This is a genomic window from Bradyrhizobium sp. PSBB068 (genome assembly GCA_016839165.1).
Taxonomy (GTDB): domain Bacteria; phylum Pseudomonadota; class Alphaproteobacteria; order Rhizobiales; family Xanthobacteraceae; genus Bradyrhizobium.
The window spans coordinates 6,889,553-6,904,746 of the sequence record CP069300.1 but is presented as its reverse complement, the minus strand read 5'-3'; the positions used below and the strand labels follow the sequence as shown (position 1 = coordinate 6,904,746).

Here is a 15,194-nt window from a genome sequence, read left to right as displayed (position 1 = left end):
ATGACCGCGACCGCAACCAGGTCCAATGGAAGCAATGGCGTGCACGCGACATCTAAACTCGACGCCGTGGTGATCGGCGCCGGCGTCGCGGGCCTCTATCAACTGTTCCGCCTGCGCGAGCAGGGCCTGAATGTCAGGGCTATTGACGCAGGATCGAGCGTCGGCGGCACCTGGTACTGGAACCGTTATCCCGGCGCGCGCTTCGATTCCGAAGGCCACACCTATCAGTATCTGTTCTCCGAGGAGCTCTACAAGGGCTGGAGCTGGAGCGAGCGGTTTCCGGGACAGCCCGAGATCGAGCGTTGGCTGAACTATGTGGCCGACCGTCTCGACCTCAAGAAGGACATCCAGTTCGAGACCACGGTGAAAAGCGCGCATTTCGACGAGGCGGCGCAGCGCTGGCAGGTCACGACCGACAAGGGCGAAGTGATCGACACCCAGTTCCTGGTCACCTGCTGCGGCATGCTCTCGGCCCCGCACGTGTCGTTCCCGGGACAGGAGACGTTCAAGGGCAAGCTGTTCCACACCGCGCGCTGGCCGAAGGGGCCGATCGAACTCGCCGGCAAGCGCGTCGGCGTGGTCGGCAACGGCGCGACCGGGATCCAGGTGATCCAGTCGATCGCCGGCGAAGTCGGTCATCTCAAGGTTTTCATCCGCACCCCGCAATACATCATCCCGATGAAGAACCCGAAATGGGATGCGGCGGACGCCGAAGCCTACAAGTCGAAGTTCAAGTTCCTCACCGAACGGCTGCCGAAGACGTTCACCGGCTTCGAATTCGACTTCGAGCATGCCTGGGCCGACCTGACGCCGCAGCAGCGCCGCCAGGTGGTCGAGGATTGCTGGAACGACGGATCGCTCAAATTGTGGGTGTCGTCCTTCGCCGAATTGTTCTTCGACGAATCCGTCAACGCCGAGATCACCGAATTCGTGCGCGCGAAGATGCGGGAGCGGATCAAGGATCCCAAACTGTGCGAGCAGCTGATTCCGTCGGACTACGGCTTCGGCACGCACCGGGTGCCGCTGGAAAGCAATTTCCTCGAGGCCTTCCATCGGCCCAATGTCGAGATCGTCAGCGTCAAGGATAACCCGATTGCCCGCATCACGCCCGAGGGCATCCAGACCGCAGATGGCACGGCGCATGAATTCGACGTCATCATCCTGGCAACCGGTTTCGATGCCGGCACCGGCGCGTTGACGCGGATCGACATCCGCGGCCGCGACGGCCGTTCGCTGAAGGAGGATTGGGGCCGCGATATCCGCACCACCATGGGGCTGCAGGTCCACGGCTATCCGAACCTGTTCACGACGGCGGTGCCGCTCGCGCCTTCAGCCGCGCTCTGCAACATGACCACCTGCCTGCAGCAGCAGGTCGAGTGGATCGACGATTGCATCAAGTACATGCGCGGCAACAACCTGAACGTCATCGAGCCGTCCAGGGATATCGAGGATCAGTGGGTGGCGCATCACGATGAGACCGCCAACGCGACCCTGATCGCCAAGACCAACTCCTGGTATCTCGGCTCGAATGTCGAGGGCAAGCCGCGTCGCGTGCTGTCCTATTGCGGCGGTGTCGGCACCTACCGCCAGAAATGTGACGAGGTCGCCGCGAGCGGCTATCGCGGCTTCGCGATGCAGTAGGCCCGATCGCGATCGGATTTGGTAGCCCGGATGGAGCGAAGCGTAATCCGGGACCAGTGACACCGACTGCCAACCCCGGATTTCGCTTCGCTCCATCCGGGCTACGCAAGTCAACATCACAAGAATATTTGGAGGAAGACAATGAGCGCGAATTTCAGTGCGGCAGCAGATGCAATTCTCGATGGCGTCGTGACGTCAAATCCACGCGTCCCCGGCGTCGTTGCGATGGTGACCGACCGGCATCGCAACATCTACGAAGGCGCCGCGGGCAAACGCCGGCTCGACCAGCCGGCCGACATGACGACCGACAGCGTGTTCGCCATCTTCTCGACCACCAAGGCGATCACGGGCACCGCCGTTCTGCAACTCGTCGAGGAAGGCAAGCTCGATCTCGACGCGCCGGCCAAGACCTACGCACCCGACATCGGCAGGCTTCAGGTCATCGAGGGCTTTGACGACAAGGGCGAGCCACGCCTCCGTGCGCCGAAGCGCGACATCACCACCCGCATGCTGATGGTCCATAGTGCAGGCCTCAGCTACGATTTCATCAATCACACCTACAACCGCCTTGCGCAGGAGAAGGGGCAGCCGAGCGTCATCACGGCGTCCAAGGCCTCGCTGATGACACCTCTGCTGTTCGATCCCGGCGAGCGCTGGGAATACGGCACCAACATGGATTGGTGCGGCCAGATCGTCGAGGCGATCACCGGAAGGCGGCTCGGCGAGGTCTTCAAGACGCGGATCTTCGAACCGCTCGGCATTCGGGATACCACGTTCGAGCTCACCGATGCGATGCGCCGCAAGCTTGCCAGCATCCACGCCCGCAATGCCGACGGCTCGCTCACGCCGATGGATTTCGAGTTGCCGGCCAATCCGGAAATCCACATGGGCGGCCACGGGCTCTACGGCACGATCGGCGATTACATGCGCTTCATCCGGATGTGGCTGAATGACGGCGCCGGCGAGCATGGCCGCGTCCTCAAGGCCGAAACGGTGCGGATGGCCGAGAAGAACCATCTCGGCAACAACAAGGTCACTGCGATCACCGGCGTGATCACCTCGCTCGCCAACGACGCCGAATTCTTCCCCGGCCAGTCGAAATCCTGGGCGCTGAGCTTCATGATCAATGACGAGCAGGCGCCGACCGGCCGCCCCGCCGGCGCGCTCGGCTGGGCCGGTCTCGCCAATCTGTTCTACTGGATCGATCGCCAGAACGGTTTCGGCGGCTACTGGGCGACGCAGATCCTCCCCTTCGGTGATCCGACGTCGTTCATCGGCTACATGAACTTCGAAACGGCGTTCTACGAATCCCTCAGGCTGCGCAAGGCGGGTTAGGCCCTGATCCGCAAGAGCGCGATGACGATCAACCCAATCGCATCGCGCTTTTGTGCCGCCTGCCGCAGCCATCTCTGCCCGATCAACGGGACGGCTGCACCTTCGGAAACACCATCCGCATGCAGGCGCCGCCGGACGGCGCCTGATCGACTTCGATCCGGCCGCCATGCAGGCGCATGATGTTCTGCACCAGGTCGAGGCCGAGGCCGGCGCCGCGTCCGCCCGGATGCAGCCGGCGGAACGGCTCCAGGATCTGCTCGCGCTCGTCGGGCGGAATGCCGTCGCCATCGTCGCAGACCTCGATCAGGCCCGCCGCCGTGACCCGAACCAGGATCGTGCCGCGCCGCCGTCCGTGGTCGATGGCGTTCTGTACCAGATTGGTGAGCGCACGCTCGATCGAGGTCTGATCGCCGTTCATCACAGTGGTCTCGTCCTCGTGCTCGAACGACATCTCGTAGCCGGCCGCGAAGGCGAGCGGTGCGAGATCCAGCACGACCTGCCGCGCGACCGCGACGAGGTCGATGGCGGCGAACGTGTCGGCCTGCTGATCCAGCCGTTGCAAGTCCAGGAGCTGGCCGGCCATGACGCTGAGCCGGGTGGCGTCTTCGAGCAGATAGGTCTTCTCCGGTCCGGGTTCGAGTGAGGCGACCCGTGTCGAAAGAATCGCGATCGGTGTGCGCAGCTCGTGCGCGGCATCGGCGAGGAAGCGGCGGTGGCGTTCGTAACCCTTGTCGAGGCGGTCGAGCGCAGCATTGATCGCCTTGACGAGCGGGGTGATCTCGATCGGCACCTTGTCGAGCGGCAGCTGCACGCCGCGCTGGTCGATGTCGATGCGTTCGGCCTGCGCCGCGACTTGCGCCAGACCCGTCATGGCCCGGCGCACCACGAACGGGGTCGCGACCAGCGTCGCCAGCGTCATCAGCACGATGATCGGCAGTATCATGTTGAGGAACAGCAGCGGGGTGCTCTCCAGCGCGCGCCACATCGAGAGCTGGCCGTACGTGCCGGTCAGGATCTGGATCCGTCCCGCCGAGGTGTCGACCCATTTGACGAGACCCGCCGGGCGCGTGACTTCCGCCGCGTTCCATTTGAGCCGCGCCTCGCTCACATGATCGAGGCTCGATGCGATCGGCGCGAATTCCGCGGGCACCGTGCCTTCGGACAATTGGTGCCCCTCGCCGTCGCGGATGACGAACCAGAGGTCGGCGTGCTCCGCGCGCAGAGCGGCGAGCTCCGGCGTTGCGCGTAGCGCCAATCCGCCCGCTTCATCGCGGGTGACGGCGTCCCGCAACGTATCGAGCGTGCTGCCTTCGTACTCGCCGATCAAGAGCCCCGCCCGGAGCAACCCGATCGCGGCGGCTCCGATCAGCAGAATCAGCAGCGTCAACGTGACCGCCTGCAGGCCCGCGAGGCGCCCGACCAGTCGCCAGGTCAGGGATCGTGGTCGCAGCACGCTCACGGCGTTTCCCGCAGCACGTAGCCGAGGCCACGAACCCCGTTGATCGTGACGCCGGCGTCGGCCTCCGTGAGCCGGCGGCGCAAACGCGACACATGCGTGTCCAGCGCGTTGGGCTGCACGTCGTCGTCGAGGCCGTAGACCGCCTCCATCAGCGCGGAACGCTGCACCATGCGCCCCATCCGATGAAGCAGCGTCTCGAGCACCAGCCGTTCGCGACGCGGCATCTCCAGCGGGCACCCGTCGACACTGGCCTCGCGATGGGTGAAGTCGAACGACAGGCGGCCGATCCGCGCGGCGTGCTGCTGCACATTGGCGGGCCGGCGCAGCAGCGCGCGCAACCGTGCCAGCAGTTCCTCGAACGCGAACGGTTTGCCGAGATAATCGTCCGCGCCGCTGTCAAGGCCCGTGACCCGGTCCGCGAGCTCGCCGCGGGCGGTCAGCACCAGCACCGGCACGGTGTTGCCGCTGGCGCGCAGTTTCGGAATCAGCGACAGCCCGTCGCCGTCAGGCAATTGCCGGTCGAGCACGATCGCATCGTAGCTTCCTGCGGCGGCGATCGCCTCGGCTTCCGACAGATCAGGCGCGTGATCCACCAGCATGTCGTGACGCGCGAGTGCCGCACGCAGCGCTGCGACCATTTCCGGCTGGTCCTCCACCAACAGCACGCGCATTCGTCACCTTCATCCCTGTATCGGGTTCGTCATTGGTCTGCCGGCTTTATGTCCGATTCATTGCGGCAACCTTGCGGTTTGCTCCGCGCCAATGCGTCGCGGAGCGAAATTTCGCACGCGCGCCCGTTCGCGACAGGCTGCCGCAAGCTTCGCATGAGACAGAGGGCTCCATCGGAGCGGGTCGAATCGTCCCGTCACCGACCGACACGACGCTCAACCGGCGGGCGCTTCCTCCACACGATGGTGGCACCTGCAATGCGAAAGATACGTAAATGGCTTTAACGAATCCGCGGCGCGAGATGCGCAACGCGCCCATCGTGCGGGAGCTCCAGCATGTCGGCCGCTGACATCCTGCCGTTCTTCCGCGCCTGGGTGCGCAATCCGCTCGGTGTCGCCGCGGTGGCGCCGTCCGGGCCCGCCATCTCGTCCCTCATGGTGCAGGAGATCATGGCGGACGCCGGTCCGGTGATCGAGCTCGGTCCCGGCACCGGCGTCTTCACCCGCGCGCTGCTGAAGCGCGGCGTGAGGCAGCAGGATCTGACGCTGGTGGAGTACGGCTCCGAGTTCATCCCGCTGCTGCAGCGGCGCTTCCCGGGCGCCCGGGTGCTCTGGATGGACGCGGCCTGGCTGTGGAGGGAGAGGCTGTTCGAAGGGGCGCCGGTCGGCGCCGTCGTGAGCGGGCTCGGGCTTCTCATCATGCCGCCGGAGAAGGTCACGACGATCCTCGATGCCGCCTTCCGCTATCTCCGCGCCGACGGTGCGTTCTACCAGATCACTTATGGCCTGCGTTGTCCCGTGTCGGACGCGGTCCTGGATCGCCTCGATCTGCAGGCGAGCTGCATCGGGCAGACGTTCCGCAACCTGCCGCCGGCGTCCGTGTACCGGATCAGCCGCCGTCACCCTCACGCTTGAACGAGGCAGCATGGACACGTCGAGCACGATCGCGATGTTTCTGCACTTCGGCCTGGTCGGCGTCGGCTGCCTCGCCGTTGCCGAGAAGTTCATCCCGTTATTGCCGTCCTACGTGCTGCTGATGCTGCTCGGAATGACCATCCCCGACGGCGCGACACTCGCGATGACCATCCTGGCGACCAGCGCCGGATCGGTCATCGGCGCGATCGGCTGGTACGGCCTTGGGCGCGCGCTCGGCTCGCGGCGCATCGAAGCGCTGGTGGCGCGCTTCGGCAAATTCGTGCTGTTGCGGCCGTCGCTCTACCAGCAGCTCACCGATGCCTATCGCGGCAATCATTTCTGGGTGACGCTGATCGGCCAGACCCTGCCCACGGTGCGGATCTATCTGGCGCTGCCCGCCGGCGTGCTGCGGCTGGAGCCGCGCGCCTTCGTGATGGCGACCGCGATCGGCACCGTGATCTGGAACATGCCGTTCCTCAGCCTGGGCTATGCGCTGCGCGGCAGCGGCCATGATCCGGTCAGCCTCGGATTCTGGGTGGTGGTCGTCCTGATCGCCGTGGAAGTCGCGCTCTTCGTTGGATTCCGCTTCTACAAGCGCTCGCTCGCGCCGCGGCCTTTCGCGGAGCCGCTCGCGCTCCCCTCACGCTTGCCGATGGAGGAAGGTGCATGAGAGTCGTGTTGTCCCGCCTGCGGCCGAGTTCGCACACCCTCGAAAGCGCAGCCGCCGCGCTGCTGGTCCTGGCTGCGAGCTATCAGTTCGGTGTCGCAGCGTCCGGCGGGCGATATCGCACGGCCGAGTTCGCGCTGCTGGTTCTCGCGGCAGGCATCTATTGGCATCGCTCGATCTTCCGGCGATGCGCCAGCCGCGATATCACCAGGGTTCTCGCTGGATTGGCCGAGGCCATGGCGACGGCATTCCGGCGCGACGGCAGTGAGGCCGATCGAGATGTCCGGCTTCGGGGACACGGCGACCGTGCCGGCGCAGTGCGGCTCTCGTCGCGGCATGTCGTCAAGGTCAGAAGCCTGTTCATCTCCGACGTCCATCTCGGAACCAGGGGGTGCCAGGCCGAGCGGCTGATCGACTTTCTTCGGCACCATGATGCCGAAACCGTGTTCCTGGTCGGCGACATCGTCGATGGCTGGTGCCTGCGGTCGAGCTGGTACTGGCCCACGGCGCACAATGCCGTCGTGCGGGAGCTGATCGAGCTCGCGCAACGGGGCCGACGCCTGGTCTACATCCCCGGCAATCACGACGAATTTCTGCGCGACTATGCCGGCGCGGCGTTCGGCGGCGTCGAGGTCGTCGAACGCGCGATCCATCGTGGCCTCGACGGCCGCGACTATCTCGTCGTTCACGGTGATCATTTCGATCTCGTGGTGCGGCATGCGCGATGGCTCGCGCTGATCGGCGATGTCGGCTACCGGGCCGCGCTGGCCTCCAATGTCTGGCTCAACCGGATCAGGCGCCAGTTCGGGTTCGGCTATTGGTCGTTTTCGTCCTGGGCGAAATTGCGGGTCAAGAATGCGGTCAACCACATCGGCCGGTTCGAGGAGGTGCTGTCCTCCGAGGCCAGGCGCCGCAACGTTCAGGGCGTGATCTGCGGTCACATCCACCACGCGGCGATGCACGACGAATTCGGCGTGCGCTACATCAATACCGGGGACTGGGTGGAGTCCTGCACGGGCGTGGTCGAGCGCTATGACGGGCAGTTTGAAATCGTCCGATGGACGGATCCGCAGCCGGCGTCGAACGCGGCGGGCCTCGCGCCGCTCGTGGAGGCGGTCGCGTGATGCGCGTGCTGGTGGCGACCGACGCCTGGCGTCCGCAGATCAATGGTGTGGTCCGCTCGCTCGAGTATCTCGCCAGCGAAGCGCCGTCGCTCGGCGCCGATATCAGCTTTCTCACGCCGGCTGATTTCCGCACCGTGCCGCTGCCCGGCTATCGGGAGATCCGGCTCGCGCTGCCGTCGATCGGGCGGATCGAGCGTGCGATTGCCGCTGCTCGCCCGGACTCGGTGCATATCGCGACCGAAGGCCCGATCGGCTGGATCACCCGGCACGTCTGCCAGACGCGCGGCTATCCGTTCACGACCAGCTATCACACCCGGTTTCCGGAATATCTCGCGGCGCGGCTGCCGGTCCCGTTGCGGTGGAGCTACGCGGCGCTGCGCCGTTTCCACAATGGCGGCGACGGCATCATGGTCGGCTCGCCGTCGCTCGAGCAGGCGCTGAAGGCGCATGGCTTCCGCAAGCTGATGCCATGGTCGCGCGGCGTCGACGCCGAGCTGTTCTGTCCGCGCGTCGAGCGGCCGCTTGCCTTCGCGGCGCCGGTGTTCCTCTATGTCGGCCGCGTCGCGGTCGAGAAGAACCTCGATGCCTTTCTCGGTCTCGATTTGCCGGGTTCGAAAGTCGTGGTCGGGGATGGCCCGCTGCGCAGCAGCCTGCAGACCAGGTTTCCGCAGGTTCATTTCCTCGGCACGCGGACCGGGCGGGCGCTCGCCGATGTCTACGCGTCGGCCGACGTCATGGTGTTTCCAAGCCTGACCGATACGTTCGGGATGGTGCTGCTCGAGGCGCTGGCCTGCGGCGTGCCGGTCGCCGCGTTTCCGGTGATGGGGCCGCTCGACGTGATCGGCAAATCAGGCTGCGGGTGCCTCGATGATGACCTGCGCCGAGCGGCACTCGGCGCGCTGCGTGTACCGCGCGAGAAATGCCGCGCCCACGCTTTGACCTTTACCTGGCAGGAAAGCGTGCGGCAGTTCCTCGACAATATCGGCCGCGCGCACGCTTCGCCGGCGTGCGCGGCCGTCGCGGGAGCGATGGCCGGCTGACTAGAGCATGATCCGGAAAAGTGCGAAGCGGTTTTCCGAAAAGATTATGCTCAAACAAAGAGCTAAAGCGCGATGACGATTCGACCCAATCTCATCGTACTTTAGCTGCCGAGCAGCTCCGTGATCAGTCCTGCGGCCTTGATCCCGGTGCCGCTGATGATCACGACGGTGCGTTCCGTCGGCCGGATCGCGCCGCGCGCCTTCAGGACGTCGAGCGCGGCGGCCGCCGAGGCCGAGGTCGGCTCGACGAACAGGCCGGTCAACGCCAGTCGCTTCAATGCGGCGACGATGCCGTCTTCGGGGATCGCGACCGTGCCGCCGCCGCTCTCCTTCAGCGCAGCGATCATCTGCTTCAGCCGCAGCGGATGCCTGATCGCGGTGCCTTCGGCGATGGTCTTGCGGACTTCGCGATCGACCGGCGTGTCGACGCCGGCGGAAAAGCTCGCATCGACCGGCGAACAATTGAGCGGCTGCGCGGCGAACAGCCGCGGCAATCGCGTGATCTGCCCGGCTGCGAGCAGTTCCTTGAAGCCGATGTAGCAGCCGAGCAGGCTGCTGCCGGCGCCGACCGGCATGATGACGTTGTCGGGCGCGGTGAAGCCGAAGTCTTCCCAGATCTCATAGGCCAGCGACTTGGTGCCTTGCAGGAAGAACGGCTGCCAGTTGTGGCTGGAGTAGAAGATCTGCTTCGACTGCCGGATCGCTTCCGCTTCGGATTCCTCGCGCGGGCCTTCCACCAGCTGCACCTCGGCGCCGAAGGCGTGCATCTGCGCCACCTTCATCGGCGACGTCGTCGCCGGCGCCAGGATTTTCACCCGCATGCCGCCGGCCGCGCCATAGGCCGAGACCGACGCGCCGCCATTGCCGGAGCTGTCTTCAAGCACCGCATCGACACCGAGCTGGCGCAGCAACGACAGCATCACCGTGGTACCGCGATCCTTGAAGCTTGCGGTCGGATTGAACCAATCCAGCTTGAAATGCGGCCGCAGATCGCCCCACGCCTTCTCGACGGCGGGCGTGCAGCCTTCGCCCATCGTGATCGGTTGCCTGATCTCGACCGGCAGCGCGGCGCGGTAGCGCCACAGCGACCGCGTCCCGCGCTCGACCTCGTCGCGGGAGATGCCCGGCAGCGGTGTGACGAGCAAAGGCTTGCCTTCGTCGGAGCACCAGCGCGGGATATCCAGCGGGTAGAGCTTTCCGTTCAGCGGGTCGACGTAGCTGGGTGAAGGCATCTCGATTCAGTCCTCAAGGGGCGGGCCGGACAGGTCTCGTCCAAGCACGAAAGCCGGCAGGGTCGCAAGGTTGTCACGAACCATGATCGGGGCGGGCGCCCCTTCCGGAAGGTTCATTGCGGCTCGATTATGCCACCAAGTCGGCAAGTGCACACGTGCCGTTCCGAACAGATCATAGGCCGATCCCGCGACGAACAGGCATCGATTTGCGGGGACCGGCAATTCGTCGAGCGCGAGCTGGTAGGGTTGCGGCTGCGGCTTGTAGTAGCCCGCGCGCTCCGCCGTCACGAACACCGTGAGCGGGATACCGAGGCGATCGGCGGCGATGTGGCCGAGCCGCTCCGAGCAGTTGGTCACGACGCCGAGCGCGACACCGGCCTCGTGCAGCGTTCGCAGGACATCGCGAGCCTCGGGCCAGGGATCGAGCTCCGCATAGCGTGCGCCAAGCTCTTCGGCCCGTTCGAACGGCAGCCCGACATTGTGTGCCGCTTCACCGACCAGATCCTCATAGGGGCGATAACGGCCGGTGGCATAGGTGTTCTTGAGATACTCGGCGCGCCAGCGCAGCCCGGCCTCGTCGGAGCCCGCGACCTTGTTCCAAAGCGTCCAGCTGTCGAGCAGCGCGGTCAAGAGGTCGAACAACACGGCGTCATAGGCTCGTTTCATGGGCTGCGCTCCGTCTGCTACCATCCGCGAAACCGCTCCCATTGCCTGACGGTGTCGGCGCCCGCAGCGACGACATGATAACGGTCGTGCTGGGCTCCGGTGGCGCAGGCATGGTTGGGCAGGATCCGCACCTTCGCGCCGACCGGCAGCGCAACCTGCGGCGCGGTGCTGCCGGGACGGAGCGCGATGATGCCGTGCTCCTGATTGGTCTCGGTCACGATGAGGTCGGGATAGGGCCGGCCATCGACGTCGCAGACGATGCCGTAGCCCTGGTCGACCGGCTGCTTCGCGGTGCCGCGATCGCGCGACAGCGCCATCCAACCCGCGTCGACGAAGGTCCAGCCGCGGTCGGCGCGATGGCCGATCACCGTCGCGAGCACCGACAATGCGATGTCGTCGACCGCGCAGACCCCGATCCCGGCCATCACCAGGTCGAACATCACGAACACGCCGGCGCGCACCTCGGTGACGCCCTCGAGCCGGCGCGCGAAATGGGCCGTCGGCGTCGAGCCGACGCTGACCACGGGGCAGGGCAGTCCGGCCGCGCGCAACGCTTCGGCGCAGCCTACCGCGGCGGCGCGCTCCTGCCCGGCGGCCTGCTCGAGCGCCGCCACGCTGCGGCAGGAATAGGATTCCCCCGCATGCGCCATGACGCCGCGCAACTCAGCGCCGCCCTGATGCAGCGCGCGGCCGATCTCGACCAGCAGCGGGTCGTTCGTGCCCAGACCGGCGCGATGGCCGTCGCAATCGATCTCGATCAGCGCCGGAATGCGGTCGCCCGTCATGCGCGCCATCGCGGTGACGGCGGCCGCCTGCTCCACGCTGTCGAGCACCACGGAGAGGTCCACGCCCCGCCGCCGCAGCGCGGCGACGCGATCGAGCTTCTGCGGCGCGATGCCGACGGCATAGAGGATGTCTGTGACGCCATCAGCGGCAAAGGCCTCGGCCTCCTGCAAGGTCGAGACCGCGGCCGGGCCGCCCGGGCCGTCCATCACGGCGCGCGCCGCCGGAATTGATTTCGCGGTCTTCAGATGCGGACGCAGCGGCACTCCGAGCCGCGCCAGCCGCGTCTTCAGGCGGGCGATGTTGCGCAGCATCCGGTCTTCGTCGAGGACCAGGCAGGGCGTGTCGATCCCGGCGAGCGGATGCGGTGCGTTCGAGGCAGGGGCTGATGACATCCGGCGAGACTAGCCGTTTCAATGCTAAGTACAATTTACCGAATGTCATTGTTATATTAAGTCTGGACTTAATGATATCGACCGACGACATCCGCTTCTTCATGGCCATCGCTGCGGCCCGGTCGCTCGCGGCCGCGGCGCGAGCGCTCGACGTGACGCCGTCGGCGGTCTCGCAGCGGCTACAGAGCCTCGAACAGCGTTTGGGCGTTCAACTGGTCAGCCGTTCGGCCCGGCGGCTGACGCTGACCGATGAGGGCGAGCTGCTGGTGCTGCGCGGCGGCACGCTGCTTGACGACGCGACGGAGCTGACCGAAGCACTGCAGGCGCGTCGCGGCACCATCGCCGGCCATCTGAAGGTGCTTGCGCCGCTCGGCTTCGGACGGCGCCATATCGCCCCGGTCGTTGCCGCCTTCCGATCACGTCATCCCGAGGTGTCGGTCGAGCTCGAACTGTCCGATCGGCCGGGCCGTGCCGCGGTGCGTGCGTGGGATGTGATGATCCACATCGGTGCGCTGAAGGACTCCACGCTGCGCTTGCTGCGCCTCGCGCCGAACGAACGGTATCTGTGTGCTTCACCGGCTTATCTGAAACGGCGGGGAACGCCGGCGCGCCCGCAGGATTTGCGCTCGCATCAGTGCATCGCGCTGCGCGAGAACGAGGAGGACGTGACGCTGTGGCGGTTCTCCCGCAAGCGCGCGGCGTCGGAGCCTGATGTGGTCAGGATCGAGCCGATGCTGTCGAGCAATGACGGCGAGGTCGTGAAGACTTGGGCGCTGGCGCATCACGGCCTGATCGTGAGGTCGGAGTGGGATGTCGCCGAGGATCTCGCCGCCGGCCGGTTGATCCGTGTCTTGCCGAACCATCGCCTGCCGTCGGCCGACATCGTCGCGTTGCTCAATCCCGGGCGCGGCGGCCGCGCCCGACGCACGCAGGCTTTCGTCGAGCAGCTGCACGCCGCGCTTGCGCCGCCGCCATGGCGCAGCGGGCCGCGCTAAAGCATGATCCGGAAAAGTGCGAAGCGGTTTTCCGAAAAGATCATGCTCAAACAATGAACCAAAGCGCGATGACGATTCAGCCCAATCTCATCGCGCTTTAGCTGCGCTCACGCTGCGCCGGCCTGCTTGCTCAAGTAGCTCCTCGCAAAATCGAGATACCAGTCGAGGCATCCAGGATTGGCCATCGCATCGCGGTTGATGACCTTCTCGACGGGGTGGCCGAGCAACAGCTTCTTGACCGGAAGCTCCTGCTTCTTGCCGGACAGCGTGCGCGGAATCTCCGCCACCACGAAGATGTCGTTGGGCAGGAAGCGGCGCGACAATCCGGCTTCGACTGCCTGGTTGATCCTGGCCTTCATCGCGGCATCGAAGACAACGCCCTCGCGCAGCACCACGAACAGCGGCATGTAGCTGTCGCGGCCGAGATATTCGAGGTCGACCACCATCGAATCCAGCACCTCGGGCAGCGCCTCGATCGCCGAATAGAGTTCGCTGGTGCCCATCCGCAGGCCATGGCGGTTGATGGTGGCGTCGCTGCGGCCATAGATCACGCAGGAGCCGTCGGGTTCGATCTTGAGCCAGTCGCCATGCCGCCACACCGGGCCGCGGCCTGAGCCGTCGAAATTGTCGGGGTAGGTCTCGAAATAGCTCGACAGATAGCGCGCATTGCCGGGGTCATTCCAGAAACGCAGCGGCATCGAGGGCAGCGGCTCGGTGCAGACGAGCTCACCGACCTCGCCGATCACGGCGCGGCCTTGTTCGTCGAAGGCTTCCACCGCGCAGCCGAGCAGGCGGCATTGCATGATGCCCGGCGTCTGCGGCAGTTCGCGATTGCCGCCGATGAACGCGCCGGCGAAATCGGTGCCGCCGGAAATATTGGCCCACCACATGTCGGCTTGCGCTGTGTTGCCGTTCGTCTTCGACAGCGCGGCGAAGCGCTCGTTGAACCAGGCCTGCGTGTCGGCTGAGAGCGGCGAGCCGGTCGAGCCGAGCGTGCGCAGGCCGGAGAGGTCGCCGACGGCGGCAAGGTCGATCTCGGCCTTGGTGCAATTGGCGAAGAACGCCGCGCCGGCGCCGAAGAAGGTTGCCTTGGCATCGGCAACGAAGCGCCACAGCGTGGTCCAGTCGGGTTTGTCCTTGGTGCCGCCGGGGCTGCCGTCGAAGATGCAGCAGGTGGTGCCGTTGAGCAGGCCGTTGGCCTGGCAGTTCCACATGATCCAGCCGGTCGAGGAGTACCAGTGGAAGCGTTCGCCGAACGAGTTCGGCTGATAGCTGCAGCCGACGTCGTTGTGCAGCGTCGAGAGCGGCAGCGCCACCACGATGATGCCGCCATGGCTGTGCAGGATCGGCTTCGGCAATCCGGTCGTGCCCGAGGAATAGACGATCCATAGCGGATGATCGAACGGCAGCCATTCCGGCTCGAAGGCGTCGATCGTCGGGCCCTGGCCCGCGAGGATGGTGGATAGTCGTGTCTCCGACGGTGCCGCGTCGCTGTGCAGGATGACATGTTCGACTGTCGGCAACGCGCGTCGCAAATCCTCGATCACATTTTGCCGGTCATGGCGCCGGCCGGCATAGGTTACGGCGTCGCAGGCGATCAGCACTTTCGGCTCGATCTGCTTGAAGCGGTCGATCACCGCTGGTGCCGCCATGTCGGGGGCGCAGACGCTCCAGATCGCACCGATACTGGCGGTCGCAAGAAACGCGATGATGGTCTCGGGGATATTCGGCAAGTACGCCGCGACCCGATCGCCGGCGCGCACGCCCCTGGCCTTCAGATGCAGCGCAAGCGCCGCCGATTTGCGTTGCAGTTCGGGCCAACTGGTCTCCGAAAGCCTGCCGTCTTCGCCGCTCGCAATCAGGGCCGGCAGGCCGGCCGCATGCGCCGGCCCGACATGACGGAAGACCTGGCGTGCATAATTCACCGAAGCGCCGGGAAACCACAATGCGCCGGGCATCTTGCGGTCGGCAAGCACGGCGGAATGCGGCGTCGGCGAGCGCAGGTCGAAATAATCCCAGACGCTCTGCCAGAACGCGTCGATGTCGGTGACCGACCAGCGCCGCATCGCCTCGAAATCCGCAAACGCAAGGCCGCGGGTCTCCTTCAGCCAATCGCGGTAAAGGGCCATTTGCGGGACGTAAGGTGCGGTCATGGGCGGTTTCCGAAGTTTCTTGTGTCGTGGCAGACGCGAGTGAGGCGTGCCGGCGTGTCTTAACATAGGGACGCGAGCACGGGGAACGCAGTCGCGCCATGGCTTGCGTCATATTCATACC

The 15,194-nt window shown here is 65.8% G+C and carries 13 protein-coding genes; 7 read left to right on the top strand and 6 right to left on the bottom strand.

Annotated elements, in window-relative coordinates:
* Window positions 1–1,641: an NAD(P)/FAD-dependent oxidoreductase gene (locus JQ507_31970; GenBank protein ID QRI69427.1), complete on the top strand. Its 1,641-nt coding sequence runs from the start codon at window positions 1–3 to the stop codon at window positions 1,639–1,641.
* Between the two features lie 141 nt (window positions 1,642–1,782).
* Window positions 1,783–2,976 (top strand): beta-lactamase family protein, encoded by a 1,194-nt coding sequence (locus JQ507_31965; GenBank protein QRI69426.1) that lies wholly within the window; start codon window positions 1,783–1,785, stop codon window positions 2,974–2,976.
* Window positions 2,977–3,058: 82 nt separating this feature from the next.
* Here the strand turns inward: JQ507_31965 and JQ507_31960 are convergent, their stop codons facing one another.
* Both JQ507_31960 and JQ507_31955 read right to left on the bottom strand, forming a co-directional pair.
* Window positions 3,059–4,426, bottom strand: coding sequence for a HAMP domain-containing histidine kinase (locus JQ507_31960; GenBank protein QRI73603.1), 1,368 nt, complete (start codon window positions 4,424–4,426; stop codon window positions 3,059–3,061).
* Between the two features lie 5 nt (window positions 4,427–4,431).
* Window positions 4,432–5,106: a response regulator transcription factor gene (locus JQ507_31955; protein ID QRI69425.1), complete on the bottom strand. Its 675-nt coding sequence runs from the start codon at window positions 5,104–5,106 to the stop codon at window positions 4,432–4,434.
* Between the two features lie 333 nt (window positions 5,107–5,439).
* On the opposite strand from JQ507_31955, the gene JQ507_31950 reads away from it, so the two are divergent.
* The 4 genes from JQ507_31950 to JQ507_31935 all read left to right on the top strand — a co-directional run bounded on the left by JQ507_31950 (window position 5,440) and on the right by JQ507_31935 (window position 8,849).
* Window positions 5,440–6,018: a methyltransferase domain-containing protein gene (locus JQ507_31950; protein QRI69424.1), complete on the top strand. Its 579-nt coding sequence runs from the start codon at window positions 5,440–5,442 to the stop codon at window positions 6,016–6,018.
* A 10-nt stretch (window positions 6,019–6,028) separates the two neighbouring features.
* On the top strand, window positions 6,029–6,688 hold the full coding sequence (locus JQ507_31945) for a DedA family protein (protein QRI69423.1): 660 nt from the start codon (window positions 6,029–6,031) through the stop codon (window positions 6,686–6,688).
* Between the two features lie 233 nt (window positions 6,689–6,921).
* Entirely contained in the window at window positions 6,922–7,809 is an 888-nt protein-coding gene (locus JQ507_31940; GenBank protein QRI73602.1) for a UDP-2,3-diacylglucosamine diphosphatase, read from the top strand.
* Entirely contained in the window at window positions 7,806–8,849 is a 1,044-nt protein-coding gene (locus JQ507_31935) for a glycosyltransferase family 1 protein (GenBank protein QRI69422.1), read from the top strand. The genes JQ507_31940 and JQ507_31935 overlap by 4 nt, the downstream gene beginning before the upstream one ends.
* A gap of 101 nt (window positions 8,850–8,950) precedes the next feature.
* On the opposite strand, the gene JQ507_31930 is transcribed toward JQ507_31935, so the two are convergent.
* The 3 genes from JQ507_31930 to JQ507_31920 are packed head-to-tail and all read right to left on the bottom strand — an operon-like array spanning window position 8,951 to window position 11,925.
* Complete coding sequence (locus JQ507_31930; protein ID QRI69421.1) at window positions 8,951–10,081, bottom strand: threonine synthase; 1,131 nt, start codon at window positions 10,079–10,081, stop codon at window positions 8,951–8,953.
* 6 nt (window positions 10,082–10,087) lie between these two features.
* On the bottom strand, window positions 10,088–10,747 hold the full coding sequence (locus tag JQ507_31925; GenBank protein QRI69420.1) for an HAD-IA family hydrolase: 660 nt from the start codon (window positions 10,745–10,747) through the stop codon (window positions 10,088–10,090).
* Window positions 10,748–10,764: 17 nt separating this feature from the next.
* Window positions 10,765–11,925: a DSD1 family PLP-dependent enzyme gene (locus JQ507_31920; GenBank protein ID QRI69419.1), complete on the bottom strand. Its 1,161-nt coding sequence runs from the start codon at window positions 11,923–11,925 to the stop codon at window positions 10,765–10,767.
* 71 nt (window positions 11,926–11,996) lie between these two features.
* Here JQ507_31920 and JQ507_31915 point away from each other — a divergent pair, with 71 nt between their 5' ends.
* Window positions 11,997–12,920 (top strand): LysR family transcriptional regulator, encoded by a 924-nt coding sequence (locus JQ507_31915; protein ID QRI69418.1) that lies wholly within the window; start codon window positions 11,997–11,999, stop codon window positions 12,918–12,920.
* Window positions 12,921–13,027: 107 nt separating this feature from the next.
* Here JQ507_31915 and JQ507_31910 read toward each other — a convergent pair whose 3' ends face one another.
* Complete coding sequence (locus JQ507_31910) at window positions 13,028–15,073, bottom strand: acetoacetate--CoA ligase (GenBank protein ID QRI69417.1); 2,046 nt, start codon at window positions 15,071–15,073, stop codon at window positions 13,028–13,030.
* Window positions 15,074–15,194: the final 121 nt, after the last annotated feature.

What these genes read in the sequence shown, in the direction of transcription:
- JQ507_31970 (QRI69427.1), top strand. Translation starts at nt 1, where the DNA reads ATGACCGCGACCGCAACCAGGTCCAATGGAAGCAATGGCGTGCACGCG.
- JQ507_31965 (QRI69426.1), top strand. Translation starts at nt 1,783, where the DNA reads ATGAGCGCGAATTTCAGTGCGGCAGCAGATGCAATTCTCGATGGCGTC.
- JQ507_31955 (QRI69425.1), bottom strand. Translation starts at nt 5,106, where the DNA reads ATGCGCGTGCTGTTGGTGGAGGACCAGCCGGAAATGGTCGCAGCGCTG.
- JQ507_31950 (QRI69424.1), top strand. Translation starts at nt 5,440, where the DNA reads ATGTCGGCCGCTGACATCCTGCCGTTCTTCCGCGCCTGGGTGCGCAAT.
- JQ507_31945 (QRI69423.1), top strand. Translation starts at nt 6,029, where the DNA reads ATGGACACGTCGAGCACGATCGCGATGTTTCTGCACTTCGGCCTGGTC.
- JQ507_31940 (QRI73602.1), top strand. Translation starts at nt 6,922, where the DNA reads ATGGCGACGGCATTCCGGCGCGACGGCAGTGAGGCCGATCGAGATGTC.
- JQ507_31930 (QRI69421.1), bottom strand. Translation starts at nt 10,081, where the DNA reads ATGCCTTCACCCAGCTACGTCGACCCGCTGAACGGAAAGCTCTACCCG.
- JQ507_31925 (QRI69420.1), bottom strand. Translation starts at nt 10,747, where the DNA reads ATGAAACGAGCCTATGACGCCGTGTTGTTCGACCTCTTGACCGCGCTG.
- JQ507_31920 (QRI69419.1), bottom strand. Translation starts at nt 11,925, where the DNA reads ATGTCATCAGCCCCTGCCTCGAACGCACCGCATCCGCTCGCCGGGATC.
- JQ507_31915 (QRI69418.1), top strand. Translation starts at nt 11,997, where the DNA reads ATGATATCGACCGACGACATCCGCTTCTTCATGGCCATCGCTGCGGCC.
- JQ507_31910 (QRI69417.1), bottom strand. Translation starts at nt 15,073, where the DNA reads ATGACCGCACCTTACGTCCCGCAAATGGCCCTTTACCGCGATTGGCTG.